11 protein-coding genes are annotated in these 17,824 nt (G+C 71.2%); 6 read left to right on the top strand and 5 right to left on the bottom strand.

Going from position 1 to position 17,824, the window contains the following annotated elements:
* Positions 1-5: 5 nt before the first annotated feature.
* From OHO83_RS11025 to OHO83_RS11005, 5 genes are all read right to left on the bottom strand, one after another.
* Positions 6-1,913, bottom strand: coding sequence for a DUF2264 domain-containing protein (locus tag OHO83_RS11025; RefSeq protein WP_266675529.1), 1,908 nt, complete (start codon positions 1,911-1,913; stop codon positions 6-8).
* Positions 1,914-2,009: 96 nt separating this feature from the next.
* The gene (locus OHO83_RS11020) at positions 2,010-4,451 is read right to left on the bottom strand and encodes a polysaccharide lyase 8 family protein (protein ID WP_330279363.1); all 2,442 of its coding nucleotides are present in this window, start codon (positions 4,449-4,451) and stop codon (positions 2,010-2,012) included.
* 39 nt (positions 4,452-4,490) lie between these two features.
* On the bottom strand, positions 4,491-5,858 hold the full coding sequence (locus tag OHO83_RS11015) for a M60 family metallopeptidase (RefSeq protein ID WP_330279362.1): 1,368 nt from the start codon (positions 5,856-5,858) through the stop codon (positions 4,491-4,493).
* Positions 5,859-6,727: 869 nt separating this feature from the next.
* Entirely contained in the window at positions 6,728-7,822 is a 1,095-nt protein-coding gene (locus OHO83_RS11010; RefSeq protein WP_330280754.1) for a LacI family DNA-binding transcriptional regulator, read from the bottom strand.
* Between the two features lie 134 nt (positions 7,823-7,956).
* Positions 7,957-8,943 carry a hydroxyacid dehydrogenase gene (locus OHO83_RS11005; protein ID WP_266676805.1) on the bottom strand — a complete coding sequence of 329 codons (987 nt, stop codon included), beginning with the start codon at positions 8,941-8,943 and terminating at the stop codon, positions 7,957-7,959.
* A gap of 298 nt (positions 8,944-9,241) precedes the next feature.
* Between OHO83_RS11005 and OHO83_RS11000 the strand changes: the two genes are divergently transcribed.
* The 6 genes from OHO83_RS11000 (at position 9,242) to tdh (ending at position 17,802) form a co-directional block, all read left to right on the top strand.
* Positions 9,242-10,198, top strand: a complete 957-nt coding sequence (locus OHO83_RS11000; protein ID WP_266675532.1) for an ABC transporter permease — start codon at positions 9,242-9,244, stop codon at positions 10,196-10,198.
* A gap of 91 nt (positions 10,199-10,289) precedes the next feature.
* Positions 10,290-11,150 carry a carbohydrate ABC transporter permease gene (locus OHO83_RS10995; RefSeq protein ID WP_227300673.1) on the top strand — a complete coding sequence of 287 codons (861 nt, stop codon included), beginning with the start codon at positions 10,290-10,292 and terminating at the stop codon, positions 11,148-11,150.
* A 63-nt stretch (positions 11,151-11,213) separates the two neighbouring features.
* Positions 11,214-12,887: an extracellular solute-binding protein gene (locus tag OHO83_RS10990; protein ID WP_266675533.1), complete on the top strand. Its 1,674-nt coding sequence runs from the start codon at positions 11,214-11,216 to the stop codon at positions 12,885-12,887.
* Entirely contained in the window at positions 12,884-14,326 is a 1,443-nt protein-coding gene (locus OHO83_RS10985; protein ID WP_330279361.1) for a M1 family metallopeptidase, read from the top strand. The genes OHO83_RS10990 and OHO83_RS10985 overlap by 4 nt, the downstream gene beginning before the upstream one ends.
* A gap of 8 nt (positions 14,327-14,334) precedes the next feature.
* Positions 14,335-16,560, top strand: coding sequence for a right-handed parallel beta-helix repeat-containing protein (locus tag OHO83_RS10980; protein ID WP_330279360.1), 2,226 nt, complete (start codon positions 14,335-14,337; stop codon positions 16,558-16,560).
* Between the two features lie 213 nt (positions 16,561-16,773).
* Positions 16,774-17,802, top strand: a complete 1,029-nt coding sequence (gene tdh / locus OHO83_RS10975; protein WP_330279359.1) for an L-threonine 3-dehydrogenase — start codon at positions 16,774-16,776, stop codon at positions 17,800-17,802.
* Positions 17,803-17,824 lie beyond the last annotated feature (22 nt).

Raw genomic sequence — 17,824 nt, 5'->3', positions numbered from 1 at the left:
CGGCGTCAGACGGTGACCGTCCCGCCGTCGGGGAACGTGATCCGCACCTGCCCGCCGTCCCCGGGGTCCGCCTCGCATGAGATCGACTCGCGCAGGGCCTGCGGATGCACGACGTCGCGGGTCAGGACCGCGAGCGTGACGTGCACGCCGGATCCTCCGGGGTGGCCGGTCGAGCGGAGGTAGGGCGTCGCCGAGTGCGGGCCGTAGGCGTTGGCCTCGACCTCCCGTGCGATACCGGACTCCTCGTCCCAGCCGTGCAGCGCCACCACCGCGCTGGTCACCCCGGACTCCGTGCGCGTCAGCGCCCAGCCCGGGCCCTGCTCGGCGTGGACGCTGCTCTCGTCGGCGACCGCGTAGCCTCCCTCGCGCACCGTCACGCCCTCGGGAGCCTGCACCCGGTGCACGCGGATCTCCCACGGTCCGTGCAGCACGGTCGTCGACTCGATCGGGAACTCCTCGTCGAATCCCGGCAGTTGGGCGTCATGACGGGACGAGGCGACGCGTCCCGCGCAGGAGATCGGGTGGATCCGGCGCCGGCGCGAGGGGGTGCCGTCCTTCGCGACGAGCGCCACATGGTTGTCGACGGTCCGCCGCCAGGCGTGCGGGGCCGACTCGGGCGCCGTCGCCGTGGAGTAGGCGAGCTTCGCGTAGTGCGGATCGTCCGAGGCGGGACCATCGATCGGGTTGTGGTCGCTGCCGTGGTTGATCAGCCGCACGATCCCGTCGTGGGGCGTGCCGTGCAGCAGCCAGCCGGGCGCGGGCAGCGCCGTGTACTGCTCGGACTTCTCGACGGGCAGCTGCGCCTCGCGCTCGGTCCACACGGGATGGTCGGCGGGCAGCAGCAGGCCGAGGAACCCCTTGCTCGCCCAGTACGGCGAGGCGGGGCCCGAGTACGGCTGCGTCGTCGGCAGGAACGTCCCGTACCAGCCGAGTGGCAGCAGGCCCCGCTCGTCGGGGACGCCGCGCTCCACGAAGTGCCGTGCCGTGCCGGACGCGAGGCGCCGGGTGAGCCCCGGCTCCAGCGGGGTGCAGTCCGCGAGCGCGCCCATCCACACGGGCGCGGTGGCGGCGAAACGGTACGTCAGTGAGCGGCCCTGGTGCACGGGTGCGCCGTCACCGCCGAAGAAGTGCGGGTAGGTGGTGAGGAACTGGGACAGGCGCTCCCGGTAGACCTTCGCGCGGCCGCCGTCGCCGTCCGGGCCCGCCATCCGCGCCCACAGCAGCGGGTACAGATGCATGGCCCAGCCGATGTAGTAGTCGAAGTTGCGGCCGTCGCCGTCGGTGTACCAGCCGTCGCCGGCATACCAGTCCTCGATACGGTCCAGGCCGCCGTCGATGTCGTCCTGGCTGTACGGGGCCCCGACCGAGGCCAGGAACTGCTCCGAAACCACCTGGAACAGACGCCAGTTGTTGTCCCAGGTGCGGCCGCCGACGAAGCCGGAGAACCAGTCCACGATCCTCTCCTGGACCCGGGAGTCGAGCTTGTCCCAGATCCAGGGGCGGGTCTCGTGCAGCCCGATAGCGATGGACGCGGCCTCCACCATCTGCTGCGAGCAGTCGGTGAGTTCGGGCCATGCCTCGCCGTCGAGGCCCGTGCCGCGGCCGCGGTCGGTGCCCGTTGTCAGACCCTCCGCGTAGCGTTCCACGAGTCGGGGATCCACGTCCCCGCCCGCGCCCGCTATCCGGAAGGAGGCCAGCAGGAATGACCGCGCGAACCCCTCCAGCCCGTCCGACACGACCCCCGACCAGCTGGCCCGCCCCGGCAGCCGGTACTGCGCGAACCCAGGCGTCGCGTACGGGACGAGCGCCTCCAACTGCCGGTCGGCCAGCGCCTCCCAGTGGGCCCGCGTCCAGCCCGTGAGCGGGGACAGGACACGGTCGGTGGGCGGCAACGAGAGGTGCGGTGCGGGCATGGGGGCGTGTCGCTCCTTGATCGGAAGTGGCGGGCCGGGGGTGACCCTATGCGCGCCTGGGACGGACGTCGACGGTCGGAACCGACGGAGATGACCTCACGCGAGTTCCGCCGTGTGGCTGTGCCCGCGTGAGCCGGCGACATCGACCGTCAGGACGGGCCGGCGGCCCGGTGTGAGCGTGATCGTGTCGTCGGCACGCGTCACCTTGCGGACGGGGAAGGGGAGTTCGACCGTGAGCGTCGACCCGGTGCGGCCGGGGTCGGCCACGGCGACCGTGATGGCGTCTCCGTGCCGCCGCACCATGACGGTGGCGGGACCGGACGACGTGAGTCCGCCGGCGCTCCCGGGACCCCAGAAGTGCGCGGCGAGGAGCCCGAGGCGGCGCGCCTCGACGGCCTGGACCGTGGCGTCGTTCGCCACGATCCGCACGGGCCGCGAGTGTGCCCAGACCCCGGTCGCCACGGCGCTCGCACCCGGCAGGAGCACATAGGCGTAGGAGGAGTCGGCGGGGGAGGATCCGTGGTCGAACCACAGCGTGACGTAGCGGCGGGTGACCGGCTCGGTGTCGCCGCCGGTGTCCGCGCCGGAGTTGAGGGCGCCCCAGGTGCCGGTGCGTTCCTCCCGCAGCGCTCTCAGCGGGACGCCGCCGCCCGGCTTCTGTCCCGGTTGGTCGGGAAAGACGTAGCCGCCCGTGCCTTCCAGGTGCGCCCAGCCGGCGCCGGACAGTGAGGCGGACCAGCCCTGCTCGCCCGGCTGCCGCCGCCCGTCCACCAGGAGGCGCGGCGCCCCGTCGGCGTGCAGCTTGCGGTTCTCGACGACGGTCTCGATCGTGCGGCCGTCGCTCGCGGTGATGCCCGCGCCGAGCGCGACGACCGCGTTGTCCAGGCAGAACCACGCCTTCCGCGCCCGCAGGGTGCTGCCGTCGGCGATGAGTTCCATCGCGGCCGCGCCATAGCGGTCCTGGAGGACGGCGCCGCCCGCCACGGCGTTCTTCGGGCGGTACGTGCCGGTGCCGGCGCCCGTACCGAGGTCCGCGCGCGCCCGCGTGTCCACCGTCGTGCCCGGCAGCCGGTACGGGTCGACGGTCGGCCAGAACCCGTCGCCGAACTGGCCGAGGTCGTCGCCGTCGTACAGATACGTCATGCCGTCACCGGTGTACCAGCCGTGCAGGTTCTCACCGTTGCCCGCCTCGTACGCCGCGATGCGCTTGGAGGAGAGCGACAGGGCGAGCGCCCATCCGGGGCGCCGGTGCACCACGCGGTCCATGTCGGCGAACGAGAAGTGACCGGTGAGACGCTCCGCCGCCGGAACCGCGTCGTCGTCGAGGACGGCCTTCGCGCGCGCCAGAGCCGGGACACCGACGAGACCGGCGTACGGATTGGCCTTGTTGCGGCTGATCCACCCCTTGGCGAGAGCACGCCAGCGGTCGGCGTACGGGGCCGGGGCGCCCGCGGCCAGCTGAAGGATGTAAGTGAGGGTGACAGCGCCGTCGTCGTAGTCGCGGGCCCGCTCGCGGGAGATCGCCCGCCCGCGCAGCGCGTCCATCATCAGCCCGTCGAACATGACGGGCGAGAAGGACCGCTCCACCGCCTCGTAGAGCACCGACACCTTCGGGTCGGTCAGGGCCCAGTCCGACCCGGCGAGCAGCGCGATCAGCTGCCCCGCGCTGCCGAGCAGCACACTTCCGTACGTCCCCGTGTAGGCGACGCTGTCGTGCTGGACGAACGACCCGTCCTCGTAGAAGCCGTCGCCCGAGGTGACATAGGTGAACAGGCTGCGGCGCCCGTTGTCCCGCACGTCCGACAGGCCGTCGCGGGCCAGCGCGACCGTGGCCGCGTCCCGGGCGAGCAGCCCGCGCAGGGCCACGATGACGGCCTTGTCGGCACGGTTCGCGCCGGTCTCGGACAGGGAGGGGGAGTTGGTGCGGCGGTCGGGGTTCGGGCAGAACTTCGCGACGGTCGCGACGTATGCGGCCAGGTCCGCGGCAGGAAGCTTCGACCGCAGGAGTACGCAGGTGTCCATCAGCGCCCGGGGCGCGCCGATCTCCCAGAACCACCAGTTGCCGGACTCGCCGCGGGCCGGGTTGTAGCCGGTGCTGCCCAGGAAGCCCAGCGCCGCGACGAGCGTGTCGGCGACCTCGGCGCTGCCGGTCAGCGAGGTGCCGGGAGTGGCCCAGGCGGTGGCCAGGGTGCGCAGGCGCGGATAGCTCTGCCCGAACATTCCGGGGTCCGACGCGGGGGAGAGGTCGGCCCACAGCGCCTTCCTGCCCGCGCTCCGGTCGAGGTCCTTCCACCAGGCGGACGCTTGCGTGTCGAGGGCCTTGACGGCGGCCGCGAAGTCCGGGTCGGCGGTGTCGAACGCGCCACCGGTGAGCTGCTCCTCGGCGCGCGCGAGCAGTACGTCGAAGGCGTCGGCGGCAGGGGCGGCGTCTGCCGCTTCCCCGGCGCCCGCCGCCGTCGCGACGCCCGCTGTCAGGGGGAGCGCCGCCGCGGCGGTCGCGCCCGCGAGGGTCAGGGTCTGTCTGCGAGTGAGGTCCATGTGCGGTGGGTCCCCTCCGGGTCGGTCACGTCAGTCGGGTCAGTCGGTCAGCGTGGCCGGCTCGACGGTCGGCTTCGGCAGCTGGAGCGCGGCGATCTCGGCCAGTCCGGTGGCGTCGATGGGGAAGGCCCAGTCGCGGACGAAGAAGTCCGTGAGGTCGCGGCCGGAGACACGACTGGCGTAGGTCGACAGGGCGCGGTACCGCTTGGCGGTCTCGGTGTATTCGGACTGCGGGTTCTCCTCGCGCACCAGCCGGTGCAGGCGCGGCCAGAAGTCGTCACCGAAGGCCAGTTCCAACTGCCGCAGCGGCACGAGCTTCTCGTAGGCGCCGAAGGACTTCTCGTACGTCAGCCCGTCCGTGCCGAACTTCGCGCGTGCGGACTGGAAGGGGTTGAGGCCGGTCTTCGGGTCGACGGTCAGCAGATTGGACGGCTGGCCGAGGGCACGCTGCACCGCGAGCGAGTAGATGTTGACCGTGACCTCGGTCAGGCCGGTCGGCTTGTACGCCATCTGCTGATGCAGGTGCCCGAGTTCGTGGTAGAGGCCCCAGCCCCGGGTGCGCAGACCGTCGACGGTGGTGGCGCGGTCGAGATAGGCGCGCGGGAAGCCGTTGTAGCCGTGTGTGGCGTAGGCCCCGACGCCGGACGGGACCACCGACACCTCGGTGAAGTGGTAGCCGCCCGCCTTCGGCCGGTGCACCGGCTTCGACCCGTCGAGCCCGCTGATCCGCGACTCGGCCTCGATGATCTCCTCGACGAGCCGGAGCAGGGCCGCGTGGTCCTGGTCGCGGTACAGGAGCGCGCCGTCGCGCGTCAGCGTCATGATGGTGCGCGGCGCGTGCAGCTCGACCACCGGAACGTCGGTGAGGGTGTCCAACTGCCGCTGGTAGTCGGCCTCGGAGGTGTGGCCGAGCGTGAAGACGGGCATCGCGGCGGAGCCCGTCCTGAACTTCACGGCGGCACGCTCGCCGTGGCCTTCGAGGGAGAAGTAGACGGGACCGCCATGCGGGTCGGTGACCGTGTTGGCGCCGGGCTTCAGCGCATAGCTGCGCGGTTCCGTCACCGTGCCGTAGTAGTCCCACTGCCCGATCCAGAGCGTCGGCACGAGGCCGTCGTAGGGCAGCACGTCGAAGCGCAGCGCGGTCCCGGCCGGGACGTACTGCCCGGTCGGCTGGAACTCGGTGGCGCGCAGGGCCTGTCCGAGGCGCAGGCGCTCCGTCTCGGCGGAGGGGCGCGCGATGAGCGGGACGGTGACACCGCCCGTTGCGTGGGCGTGTGCGGTGCCGGCGCCGAGGAGCGTGGCGGCTCCCGCGCCGGCCAGGGTGGCGAGCACCGCACGACGGGAGAAGCCCGAGGTGGCGGGGGTGTCGGCGGGGGAAACGGCGTCGGCCGGGGTGGCGGAGGGCATACGGGCAGGGCGCATCCAGAGACTCCCATGGGGATCAACAGCATCGGAGTGATGTGCGGGCTGCGCGCCAGCATGTAAGCGTTTGCTATCCCGCCGCAAGAGGGCCCGGCAAGTTTCTGTCTGTTACTACGGGCTGAGGGCGGAAACCGGTGAACAGAGCCGGTCGGAAAGCCGTTGAAGGGTCCGGGGCAGCCAGCCGTGAGCGGCGGCGGGGCATGCCGGGGGCGCGAGTTGGGGTGCCGTGAAACCGGACCGGGGCGTCGTGAGCCGGGGTGCCGTGAGCGGGACCGGGGCGTCGTGAGCCGGAGTGTCGCAGACGGGACCGGAGAGTTGTGAGCCGCAACGCCGTATGCCAGGGCCGCGAGTCAGGGTGCCGTGAGCCGGCCCGATGCATCGTGAGCCGGGGTTCCGTGGACGGGACCGGCGCGTTGTGAGTCGGAGCGTTGCGAGCCGGGGTGTCGTGAATCGAACCGGGCATCGTGAGTCGGAGCGCCGTATGCCAGAGCGGCGAGTCGAGGTGCCGTGAATCGGACCGGGGCGCTGCGAGTCGAGGTGCCGTGAATCGGACCGGGGCGCCGCGAGTCGAGGTGCCGTGAATCGGATCAGGGCGCCGCGAGTCAGGGTGCCGTGAACAGGACCGGGGCGCCGCGAGTCGGGGTGCCGTGAACGGGACCGGAGCGTCCCATCCCAGAGCGTCGCGAGTCAGAGCGTCGCACCCCGGAACGTCGTGAGCCACGACGCGCAACCCGGAACGCCGCACCCTGGAACGCCGAAAGCCCAAACTCCGTGAGCCGCGGCGCGGCATCCCGGGGTGCCGGGGTCTCGGGATGCCGGAAGCCGGACCGGAGCGCCGTGAGCCGGAGCGCAGTTCACCCCCGGCGGCGGCGCACCCCACGTGGCGCCGCCACGGAGTCGCGCACCACCAGATGCGTACCGAGGCGCAGCGTGCCCGTCGTCGGGGCCCGCCAGTCGTCCTCGTCGCCGCCCGCCAGGGCGACGCGCACGGCCTGGCGGCCCATCTCCTCCAGTGGGATGTGCACGGTGGTGAGGCGCGGCCGCAGCTCCTGCGCCACGGGCACGTCGTCGTAGCCGACGAGGGAGACGTCCTGCGGCACCCGCATCCCGGCCTCTTCCAGGGCCTGGGCCGCGCCCGCCGCCACGATGTCGTTGGCCGCGAAGACGGCGGTGAACTCCGGCCCGTCGCGCAGCAGTTCCGTCATCCGCCGGTGGCCGAACTGGCGGCTGAACGCCCCGGGCTGCACGAGCGCCGGATCGCGCGGCAGCCCGCGCTGCTCCAGGGCCCGACGGTGGCCGGCGATCCGTTCCTTGGTGGTGGAGAGCCCAGGCGGGCCGCCCAGGTACAGGATCCGCTCGTGGCCCTCGGTCAGGAGGTGGTCGGTGATCGCGAAGGCGCCGCCCTCGTTGTCGTACTCGACCCCGACCGTGGGCGCGTCCTTGCCGAGGGCGGGGCGGCCGCACAGCACGAGCTTCGAGCCGCCGGCGTCCAGTTCGCGGGCGCGGCGTTCGAGTTCCGTGCGGTAGCCGCGGTCGGCGACGCTGCCGCCGACGAGGATCACCGCGTCGGCGCGGCGCTCGTGCATCAGCTCGATGAAGGCCAGCTCGCGCTGCGGGTCGCCCTGGGTGCTGCAGACCAGGCAGAGCCGGCCGCCCGCCGTCGCCTCGCGTTCCACGCCGCGTGCGATGTAGGCGTAGAAGGGGTCGACCACGTCGCTGATGATGATGCCGACGGTGCGTCCGGAGACACCCGCCAGTGCGCGGGCGTGGGCGTTGACCACATAGCCCAGCTCCCGCATGGCGTCCTCGACGCGCTCGCGGGTGGTGGCCGCGACCGGGTAGTTGCGGTTCATCACGCGGGACACGGTCGCGGTCGACACGCCCGCGAGACGTGCCACGTCCACGACGGTCGCGCGCCGTCCGTTCGCCGTAGAGCCCTGCCGGGGCATCCGGGCCTCCCCCTGGTCGTCGCGGTCGTCGTGGTCTTCGTGACCGTCCTGGTCGCCGGTCTGCGCGGCGGGCCCCGCGACCTGTCCCGCGACCCTCCCGTGCGCAGAGCCTAGGGCGTCCGCGGAGCCCCCGCTCACGCGATCCGCTCCAGTTCCTCCAGGAGGACGGGGTGGTTGAGCGGCACCCCGCGCGCGTAGCGGGCGAGTTCGTCGACCGCGAGCGCGCCGAGCCGCCCCACCTCGTTGCCCTGCGCCCCCGCCAGGTGCGGGGTGATGAAGACGTTGGGCAGGTCCCACAGAGGGTGGTCGGCGGGCAGCGGCTCGGGGTCCGTGACGTCGAGTACGGCGTCGATCCGGCCGCTGACCAGGTGCGCGGTGAGGGCCTCGGTGTCGACGAGCGGGCCGCGTGCTGTGTTGATCAGGAGGGCGCCCGGGCGCATCAGCGCGAGGCGCCGCTCGTCGAGCAGGCGGTGGGTGAGGGGGGTGGACGGCGCGTGCAGGGTCACGACGTCGCTGGTGGCGACGAGGGTGTCGAGGTCGGTGCGGGTGGCGCCGAGCAGCTCCGCCTCGGCGTCGCTCACGTACGGGTCGTGGAGCAGCACGTCGGCGTCGATGGAGCGCAGCAGCTGGATGACCCTGCGGCCGGTGCGTGAGGCGCCGACCACGCCGACGGTGATGCCGTGCGTGCCGAGCCAGTGGTGGCGGTCGAGGTCGGCCGCGGTGCGGTGGGAGCGGCGGGAGCGGAACAGCTGGGCCAGCGGGAAGGCCCGCTTGGCGCCCATGATGATCGCCGCGAGGGTGAACTCCGCCACGGGTACGGCGTTGGCGGCCGCGGCGGACGACACCGCGATGCCGCGCCCGTACGCCTCGGGGGTCAGGAACGTCTTGACCGTGCCCGCCGAGTGGATCACCGCGCGCAGCCGCGGTGCCCGGTCGAGCACGTCCGTGTCGATGTGCGGGCAGCCCCAGCCGGTCAGCAGGACCTCGCACTCGGCGAGCGCGGCCACCGCCTCGGGACTCGCGAACTCGCTCACCACCTGCGGCGGCCGGATGTCCGCGGACTCCTCGAGCCGGAGCCGTACGGCGGGCGGGAAGACGTCGTCGAGCAGCCCCGCGTCCATCGCCAGGACGGTACGGGGCCTGCGTGGGGGCCGTGTGGAGCCGGCGGAGTCGGCCTGGACCGGCGACTCGTCAGTGGTACGCACCCTGCCTCCGGACAGTAAACGTGTTCTATGAGGTCACCGAACGCTAGGGATCACGAGGGGTGAGCGTCAAGCGCGCCGACCTCGGTCCTCGCCCGCCTTACCGCGAGATAGTGCCAAATACCCGTCAGGATCGGGCAGTTGAAAACCTCGCTGAACCCGGGTGTTGCCCAGTCCTATTGACGTGAGGGGTAACCGATTACTAACTTGCCGCCCCATGGCTGATACAACGCCCTCCCCGCCGCGGGCAGTTCACCGCCTCTCGCTGGGGCAGCGGCTCAAGCGGGACAAGGTCATGCTGCTGCTGACCCTGCCGGGCCTGCTCTATTTCTGCGTGTTCCACTACGTGCCGCTCCTCGGCTACGTGGTGGCGTTCCAGGACTACCAGCCCTACCTGGGCTACATGCACAGCGCCTGGGCGGGCGTCTCGAACTTCACGTCCGCCTTCGCCGACCCGGCGTTCTGGTCGGCGACCGGCAACACGCTGAAGATCGCGCTCGTCCAGCTGGTGTTCTTCTTCCCGGTCCCCATCGCCCTCGCGCTGCTGCTCAACAGCATCGTCAGCGACAAGGTCCGCCGCTTCGTGCAGAGCGTCGTCTATCTGCCGCACTTCATCGGCTGGGTCATCATCGTCTCGATCTTCCAGCAGATCCTCGGCGGCGCCGGCGTCCTGCCCGACCTCCTCGCCCACCTCGGCCTGCCGCGCTACGACATGACGACCGACCCGGCCGCCTTCCCGTGGCTCCTCACCCTCCAGGTGGCCTGGAAGGACGCGGGCTGGGGCACGATCATCATGCTCGCCGCCCTGCTCAACATCGACCGGGGCCTGTACGAGGCCTCGGCCATCGACGGGGCGGGGCGCGCCCGGCGCCTGTGGCACGTCACGCTGCCCGGCATCTCCCCGGTGATCATCCTGCTCCTGATCCTCAACCTGGGGCAGATCCTCTCCGTCGGCTTCGAGCAGATCCTGCTCCAGCGCGACGCGGTCGGCCCCGCCGCCGGTGAGGTCCTCGACACCTACGTGTACTTCCACGGGATCAAGAACAACGACTGGGGCACGTCGGCGGCCGTGGGGCTGGTCAAGGCGGTCATCGGCACCGTCCTCGTACTCGGCGCCAACAAGTTCGCCCACCGGCTCGGCCACGAAGGGGTGTACCGCGGTGCTGACCGCTGAGACGCAGACGGCGGCCGCCGGACGCCGCACACGCAAGCCGGCCGCCCCGGCCGAGACCGGCATCAGGGTGTCCGACGGCCGCCCGCCCTGGATGGAGAAGCCCACCCGAACCGGCCTGTTCCTCAAGGGACTTGTGCTGGTCCTGGTGGTCGCGGCCGTCGCCTACCCGCTGCTCGGCGTGATCGGCACGAGCTTCGCCTCGCAGTCCGACATCATCCGCAGCCCCGGCCTGGTCCTGTGGCCCGACCACCCGACGCTGGAGGCGTACCGCACGGTCTTCAGCGGCGGGGTCGTCACGCACGCGCTGCTCATCTCCGTCGGCGTGACCCTCGTAGGCACCGCGACCAGCGTCCTCGTCACCATCGGGATGGCGTACGGCCTCTCGCGCCGCGAGGTCACCGGCTCCCGCTTCATCCTCATGACGGCCCTGTTCACGATGCTCTTCGACCCGGGCATCATCCCCAAGTTCCTCACCATCAAGGAACTCGGCCTGTACAACACCCTCGCCTCACTCGTGCTGCCCACCATGGTCAGCGCGTTCAACCTCGTCGTCCTGCGCTCCTTCTTCATGAACCTGCCCGAGGAGCTGTACGACGCCGCGAAGGTGGACGGCGCGGGCGACCTGCGCACCCTGGTGCGCATCGTGCTGCCGCTGTCGAAGGCCGTCATCGCCGTGATCAGCCTGTTCTACGCGGTGACGTACTGGAACGCCTTCTTCAACGCGATGCTCTACCTGAGCGACAACGACAAGTGGCCGCTCTCCATGGTCCTGCGCACCTTCGTCCTCCAGGGCCAGTCCCTCGAAGGCGCCTCGGCCGGCGAAGCCCTCGCGCCCCAGCAGGCCGTACAGATGGCCGTCCTGGTGATCGCCGTCGTACCGATCCTGTGCGTCTACCCCTTCCTCCAGCGCTACTTCACCAAGGGCGTCCTCACCGGCGCCATCAAGGGCTGACGCCGCACCGTCCGCACTCACACCCCCCGCGCCCATGTCCCCTCCGTCACCGAGGAGTTCACCGTGCCGCGCTCCACCCCCATCAATCGCAGAACCCTGCTGAGGACATCCCTCGGCCTGGGCCTCGGACTCGCCGCGGCCCCGCTGCTGACCGCCTGTGGTGACGGCGGCGCCGCCGAGAAGTCCGCCGCGAAAAGCCGCAAGGTGCTGCCGTCCACCGTCACGGCCAACACCGTCAAGGCCGACCTCCCCGGTACGGCCGCCGGTGTGCCCAACGCCTTCTACAGCTACCCGAAGACCCCGGCCCGCTCCGTCCAGGGCGCTCCGCTCAAGGGCGCCAAGACCGTCAAGGCGTTCACCGAGACCTACGCGCCGCCCGCCCCGGCCCGCGGCAGGAACACCGCCTGGCAGGCGATCGAGAAGCGGCTCGGTGGCACGGTCGACATCACCGCCGTGGCCGCCGACGACTACCCGGCGAAGTTCTCGACGATGGTCGCGGGCGGCGAACTCGCCGATGTCTTCATGTACCCGGAGTCCGGCGGCGTCGACCACAAGGCCGCCTTCCTCGCCGCCGAGTGCGCCGACCTCACGCCGTTCCTGTCCGGCGACAAGGTCAAGGCGTACCCGAACCTCGCGGCGATCCCCGCGAGCGCGTGGCAGCAGGCCCTCTACGGAGACAAGCTCTACGGCGTCCCGGTCACCCGTTACGGCACCTCGGGCGCCGGCTTCTACCGGCACGACCTGTTCAAGACGGTCGGGGTCGACAGCCTCGACCAGATCACCGACCTGGACCGCTTCTTCGAGGTCTGCAAGGAGCTGACGCAGCCGAAGAAGAAGCAGTACGCGATCATCGCGGGCGCCACCAGCATGCTCGCCATGTCGGCAGGCGCGCCCTACTTCTGGTCCATGGACGAGAAGACCGGCAAGTTCACCGCCGACCTCGAGACCGACGAGTACCGCTCCGCCGTGGAGATGGCGGCCAAGCTCTACAAGGCGGGCTGCTACTACCCCGGCACCCTCGCGATGACGGGCGCGCAGAAGGCCCAGTACACGGACCTCTTCAAGAACGGCAAGGGCGCGTACGTCTACGACGGCATGCCCGCCTACCTTCAGCCCTCCAGCGGTTACGTCGACGCGATGGCCGCCATCGACAAGAGCTACGACGTGCGGCCCTTCGTGCCGGTCGGGTCGAAGGCGGTCACCTGGACCGACAACGCCACGCTCAGCGAGTCCTTCGTGAAGAAGGCCCCCAAGGCGCGCGTCGAGCAGATCCTGCGACTCCTCGACTTCATCGCGGCGCCCTTCGGCACCGAGGAGTACACCCTGATCAACTTCGGGGTGGAGGGCACCGACTTCAAGCGCGACGCCAAGGGCATCCCGGTGCTCACGCCCGCCGGCAGCCAGGACATCGGCGTCCCCTGGGGCAAGCTCGCCTCCGGTGTCCCGGCCCTCTTCTCGCCGACGTCGAAGGACGCGGTGACGCACGCGCACGAGGCGTACACCCAGCTCGTTCCGAAGCTCGTGAAGTCCGACTTCCTGGACTACACGTCGCCGACCTGGGACTCGAAGGGCTACGGCAGCCTCGGCACCCTCAAGGGGGACGGGCTCAAGGACATCATCTCCGGCCGCAAGTCCATGAAGGACTACGACGCCCTGGTCAAGGACTACCTCGCCAAGGGCGGGGAGCAGTGCCGCTCCGAATTCGAGGACGCCGCCCAGAAGGGAACCGGCAAGTGACCCGCACCGTACGCGCCGCCATCGCCACCGCCGCGGCCGCCGCGACCCTCGCCCTGGCCGCGCCCGCGCAGGCGCACCCGTTCGACCCGAAGCCCGGCGCGGACGGCGTCGGGGACCCGCTCTTCCCGACGCTCGGCAACGGCGGCTACGACGTCCGGCACTACGACCTGTCCTTCGACTTCACGCCGGTCACGTACGACTTCACCGGCACCATGAAGATCAGCGCGAAGGCCACCCAGGACCTCTCCTCCTTCAACCTCGACGTCGACTCGCTCGCCATCGACGCGGTGAAGGTCGACGGCAAGGACGCGGCCTTCGCCGTGTCGCTCGGCAAGAGCGGCCAGGAGCTGACGGTCACCCCCTCCGGCGGCCTGCACGACAACCGGCCCTTCGAGGTCGCCGTCACCTATCACGGCAACGGCAAGACGAAGCCGGTCGGCGTCCCGGGCTGGCGCTACATGAGCGACGGGGGGTTCGCCTCCGCGGCGCAGTCGTCCCGCGCCGACACCTTCGCCCCGGTCAACGACACCACGATGGACAAGGCGACCTGGACGTTCCACCTCACCGCACCCGACGGCTGGACGCCCGGCGCCAACGGCACCGCGACCGGCACCCGCCCGGCGGGCGAGGGGAAGACCACCTCCGACTTCCGCCTCGATGTGTCCATGGCCTCCGAACTCCTCGGCATCTCCGTGGAGAAGCAGACCCTCCTGACGGGCCACGGGCCGCACGGAGTGAAACTGCGCCACTACGTCCCCGACGACCAGGTGGCCAAATACCGGCCGATCGTCGAGCAGACCGGCGGCCAGATCGCGTGGCTGGAGAAGACCCTCGGCGTGCGCTTCCCGTTCGACACCTACGGGATGCAGATCGTCCGCGACGGCTACAGCGACGCGTTGGAAAACCAGACCCTGTCACTGTTCGGGCCGGGCTGGTTCAAGGACGCGTCCACGTCGACGACGTACACGAACGTCATGGTCCACGAGATGACCCACCAGTGGTTCGGCGACTCGGTCACGCCCACCACCTGGCAGAGCGCCTGGCTGAACGAGGGGCCCGCCGTCTACTACGCGGCCCTGTGGGCCGACCAGCAGGGCACCGCCTCCATGGAGGACAAGATGAAGACCGCGTACGGCAAGCTCGACGCCGTACGCAAGACCGACGGGCCGCCCGGACTGCCCACCGAACTCGGCGGATTCAACATCTACGACGGGGCCGCCGTCGTGCTCTACGCCCTCAACCAGCAGGTCGGCCAGGACGACTACGACGCGATCATGAAGTCCTGGCTGACGAAGCACCGGCACGCCAACGCCGACTCCCAGGACTTCATCGACAACGCGGTACGGGTCACGCACGACCCGTCGCTGCGGCCCTTCCTGGAGGACTGGCTGTTCAGCAAGGACAACCCGCCAATGCCCGGCCACCCCGACTGGAGCTGACGCCGCCCATGAACGGCACCCGCATCGCCGTCGCCCTCGCCGCCACGGCCGCCCTCCTGTCCACCGCCCCCGCCGCACACGCCGACCCGTCCCCCCGCGTCCTGCACGCGGCCCCCGACGGCTCCGGCACCGCCTGTACGCACGGCCGCCCCTGTTCCCTCGACGGAGCCCGCGACGCCGCCCGCACCGTCGACGGCCGCGACGTACGTGTCGAACTCGCCGACGGCACCTACGCGTTGAGCAGACCCCTGGAACTCGGCGCGGCCGACTCCGGGCGCGACGGGCACACCGTCACCTGGACCGCCGAGCCGGGCGCCAACCCCGTGCTCTCCGGCGGCAGGCCCCTGAAGGGCTGGGCCGGCAACACCGACGGGACCTGGACCACGCACGTCCCCGAAGGCGTCACGCCCCGCCAGCTCTTCGTCGACGGGGTGCGGGCCGTGCGCGCACGCGGTGCCTCGTGCGCCGCCTCCGTGTGCGACGCCACCAAGACCGGCATGACCGGCGCGCAGGCCACCGGCATCGCCTCCTGGGCCCGCCCCACCGACGCCGAGGCCGTCATCAGCGTCCGCTGGCGCAACTACCACTGCCGCATCGCCTCCGTCACCGGCGACAACCTGACCTTCGCCCAGCCCTGCTGGACCAACTCCGCCTCCGGCACGAACCGCACGGGCCCCGCCTGGGACACCACCGCGGTCGACTCGTCGCGCTACTCGCAGGTCAAGTACTTCGAGAACGCGCCCGAACTCCTCGACCAGCCGGGCGAGTTCGTCTGGAACTCGGACGCCCGCACTCTCACCTACCTGCCGCGCAAGGGCGAGGACATGCGCCGCGCCAAGGCCGTCACCCCCGCCACCGAGCGGCTCCTCGTCCTCGACGGCGCCCACGACGTACGCGTCGAGGGCATAGCGCTGCGGTACGCGGCCTGGCACCAGCCCTCCACCGACGAGGGCTACGCCGGCATGCAGGCGGGACTCGTGCTCACCGGCGCCACCGGCCCCGTCGACCACGCGGGCCGCTACTACACCAAGCCCGCCGCCGCCCTCACCGTGCGCGGCGGCAGACATGTGACCGTCGACCAGGCCGAGTTCAGCCACCTCGGCGGCGCCGGAGTGGTGTTCGAGGCCGGTACGCAGGACTCGAAGATCACCCGGTCCCGCTTCACCGACCTGTCCTCCGGAGCCGCCTACACAGGCGACACGGAACCCATGCCGGCCGCCGAACTCGCGGGCGCGCGCAACACGGTGGCGTACAACACCATCCGTCGCACCGGTGTGGAGTTCACCGACGCCGTCGGCATCTGGGCCGGCTACGAGGCCGCCACCGTCATCGACCACAACACCCTCGACGACCTTCCCTACTCGGGCATCTCCGTCGGCTGGGGCTGGAACCAGCCCGAGGCGCAGAAGTCCGTCCTGCGCGACAACCGGATCACGAACAACCGCATCACGAACGTCATGCGCGTCGAGCACGAGCAGCACGACGGCGGCGCCATCTACACCCAGGGCGCCCAGCCCGGCACCGTCATCTCCGGCAACTACATCAACCGCAGCGCCTTCGGCAACACCGAGCGCGACGGCAACGGCATCTACCTCGACGAACAGTCCAGCCACATCCGTGTCGAGGGCAACGTCCTCACCCGCCTCGGCTACAAGTGGGTGTCCAACTGGGCCGACTACGGCATCGACAACCACGCCACCGGCAACTGGACCGACACCGACGCCCCCGCCCTGGCCGGCACCGGCTCGGTGATGGTCGACAACCACACCAAGCTCGACCGGCTCCCCGCCGACGCGCTGAAGGTCGCCGCCTCCGCGGGCGCCCAGGGGCACGACCGCGTCGAACAGCTGCGCCCCGACCTCGCCCGCACCGGCACCGCCTCGCAGTCCTCCACGGACGGCACCGCCACCGCGGCCGCCGCGACCGACGGCGACACGTCCACCGACACCCGCACCCTGTCCGAGCCGGGCGCCTGGTGGCAGGTCGACCTGGGGTCCGTACAGCACGTCGGCCAGGTCGAGGTCTGGAACAACACCTCGATGACCACCACCGGCTTCGACGTCCAGCTGGCCGGCACCGCGGACTTCGCCGACGCCACCACCCTCCACGTCCCGGGCAAGGCCCTGCGGCCCACCGTCCTGGACACCGGCAAGGGCACCGAGGCCCGTTACGTACGGATCAAGCTCACGGGAACGGGCCGCGTGGCACTCGCCCACGTCCTGGTCCATCCGTAGCTGCGGTGGAGGCCTGAAGGAAACCTGCGGCGGCGCTTAAGAAATCCTCGATGGACCGAGAGCGCCGCCGTACGGCAGATTTGCTCCCGTCGGCAGCAGGGCGCGCCGCAGCCGCACCAAGGCGCCCGCCCGTGCTGTCATTTCACTCTTCCCCTCGCACGGCGGCCGGTCCCGGCATGCCGTGACGCGGGGTGCGACGACGGGAGCCGTACGGTGAAGGCGCTGGTCAAGGAGAAGTCCGAGCCGGGACTGTGGCTGACGGACGTGCCCGAGCCGGGCATCGGCCACGGAGATGTGCTGATCAAGGTCCTCAGGACCGGGATCTGCGGCACCGACCTCCACATCCGCAACTGGGACGGCTGGGCGCAGCAGGCGATCAGCGCGCCGCTGATCGTCGGCCACGAGTTCGTCGGCGAGGTCGTCGAGACCGGCCGTGACGTCTCCGACATCGCCATCGGCGACCGCGTCAGCGGCGAGGGCCACCTCGTGTGCGGCAAGTGCCGCAACTGTCTCGCCGGGCGGCGCCACCTGTGCCGCTCGACCGTCGGGCTCGGCGTGGGACGCGACGGCGCGTTCGCCGAGTACGTCGCCCTGCCCGCTTCCAACGTGTGGGTGCATCGCGTGCCCGTCGACCTCGACGTGGCCGCGATCTTCGACCCGTTCGGCAACGCCGTGCACACCGCTCTGTCGTTCCCGCTGGTCGGCGAGGACGTCCTGATCACCGGCGCCGGGCCCATCGGCCTGATGGCCGCCGCCGTCGCCCGGCACGCCGGCGCCCGCAACGTCGTCGTCACCGACGTCAGCGAGGAGCGGCTCGACCTGGCCCGCAAGATCGGCGTCAGCCTCGCCCTGAACGTCGCCGAGTCGACGATCGCCGAGGGCCAGCGCGACCTCGGCCTGCGCGAGGGATTCGACGTCGGTCTGGAGATGTCGGGCAACCCCGTCGCCATGCGCGACATGCTCGCCAACATGACCCACGGCGGCAAGATCGCCATGCTCGGCCTGCCCGCCGCGGAGTTCGCCGTCGACTGGTCCCGGATCGTCACCTCGATGATCACGATCAAGGGCATCTACGGCCGCGAGATGTTCGAGACCTGGTACGCGATGTCGGTCCTCCTGGAGGGCGGCCTCGACCTCGCCCCCGTGATCACGGGCCGCTACAGCCACCGCGACTTCGAGGCGGCCTTCGACGACGCGGCGAGCGGCCGCGGCGGCAAGGTCATCCTCGACTGGACCGCCTGAGCCCGCTGCCGGGCCCCGACCT

Source organism: Streptomyces sp. NBC_00569, from assembly GCF_036345255.1.
Classification (GTDB): Bacteria; Actinomycetota; Actinomycetes; order Streptomycetales; family Streptomycetaceae; genus Streptomyces.
The sequence above is the reverse complement of the archived record's forward strand: the minus strand, read 5'-3'. Positions and strand labels throughout refer to the sequence as shown.

Coding starts and splice junctions, on each gene's coding strand:
- OHO83_RS11020 (WP_330279363.1), bottom strand. CDS start 4,451: ATGGACCTCACTCGCAGACAGACCCTGACCCTCGCGGGCGCGACCGCC.
- OHO83_RS10980 (WP_330279360.1), top strand. CDS start 14,335: ATGAACGGCACCCGCATCGCCGTCGCCCTCGCCGCCACGGCCGCCCTC.
- OHO83_RS11025 (WP_266675529.1), bottom strand. CDS start 1,913: ATGCCCGCACCGCACCTCTCGTTGCCGCCCACCGACCGTGTCCTGTCC.
- OHO83_RS11000 (WP_266675532.1), top strand. CDS start 9,242: ATGGCTGATACAACGCCCTCCCCGCCGCGGGCAGTTCACCGCCTCTCG.
- OHO83_RS11005 (WP_266676805.1), bottom strand. CDS start 8,943: ATGGACGCGGGGCTGCTCGACGACGTCTTCCCGCCCGCCGTACGGCTC.
- OHO83_RS11015 (WP_330279362.1), bottom strand. CDS start 5,858: ATGCCCTCCGCCACCCCGGCCGACGCCGTTTCCCCCGCCGACACCCCC.
- OHO83_RS10995 (WP_227300673.1), top strand. CDS start 10,290: ATGGAGAAGCCCACCCGAACCGGCCTGTTCCTCAAGGGACTTGTGCTG.
- OHO83_RS11010 (WP_330280754.1), bottom strand. CDS start 7,822: ATGCCCCGGCAGGGCTCTACGGCGAACGGACGGCGCGCGACCGTCGTG.